Genomic DNA, 981 nt, shown 5'->3' with positions numbered 1-981 from the left:
GCGTGATGGAGTTCCTGCTGATCAACCATCCGCTGGATTGCCCGATCTGCGACCAGGGCGGCGAGTGCGACCTGCAGGACCAGGCGATGGCGTTCGGCGTCGATTCCTCGCGCTATCACGAGAACAAGCGCGCGGTCGAAGACAAGTATATCGGCCCGCTGGTCAAGACGGTGATGAACCGCTGCATCCACTGCACGCGCTGCGTCCGCTTCACCACCGAAGTCGCCGGCATCTCCGAGCTCGGCCTGATCGGCCGCGGCGAGGATGCCGAGATCACCACCTATCTCGAACAGGCGATGACGTCGGAGCTGCAGGGCAATGTCATCGATCTGTGCCCGGTCGGCGCGCTGACCTCCAAGCCATTCGCCTTCCAGGCGCGGCCGTGGGAATTGACCAAGACCGAATCGATCGACGTCATGGATGCAGTCGGCTCGGCGATCCGCGTCGATTCCAGAGGTCGTGAAGTGATGCGCATCCTGCCGCGCGTCAACGAGGCGGTGAACGAGGAGTGGATCTCCGACAAGACCCGCTTCATCTGGGACGGCCTGCGCACGCAGCGCCTCGACCGCCCCTATGTGCGCAAGAACGGCAAGCTCGCTCCGGCAAGCTGGGCGGAAGCCTTCGCGGCGATCAAGGACGAGGTGTCGAAGACCGCGCCCGAGCGCATCGGCGCCATTGCCGGCGATCTCGCGGCCGTCGAGGAAATCTACGCGCTGAAGCTTCTGATCAACGCGCTCGGATCGAAGAACATCGACTGCCGCCAGGATGGCGCCGCGCTCGATCCGTCGCTCGGCCGCGCCAGCTACATCTTCAACCCGACCATCGAAGGCATCGAGCAGGCCGACGCGGTGCTGATCATCGGCGCCAATCCGCGCTTCGAGGCTTCGGTGCTCAATGCCCGCATCCGCAAGCGCTGGCGCGTCGGCAACCTGCCGGTTGGCGTGATCGGCGAGATCGGCGACACACGCTACGACTATGAAC

At 64.6% G+C, this 981-nt stretch carries 1 protein-coding gene; it reads left to right on the top strand.

What is annotated here, in order from left to right:
* A partial coding sequence (gene nuoG / locus EOA27_RS37930) for an NADH-quinone oxidoreductase subunit NuoG (protein ID WP_127258909.1) occupies positions 1–981 on the top strand: 981 nt, incomplete at both ends.

Origin of the sequence: Mesorhizobium sp. M2A.F.Ca.ET.037.01.1.1 (assembly GCF_003998075.1) — a bacterium.
Taxonomy (GTDB): domain Bacteria; phylum Pseudomonadota; class Alphaproteobacteria; order Rhizobiales; family Rhizobiaceae; genus Mesorhizobium.
Note: the sequence above shows the minus strand (reverse complement) of the source record. Positions and strands in the feature narration are given on the sequence as shown.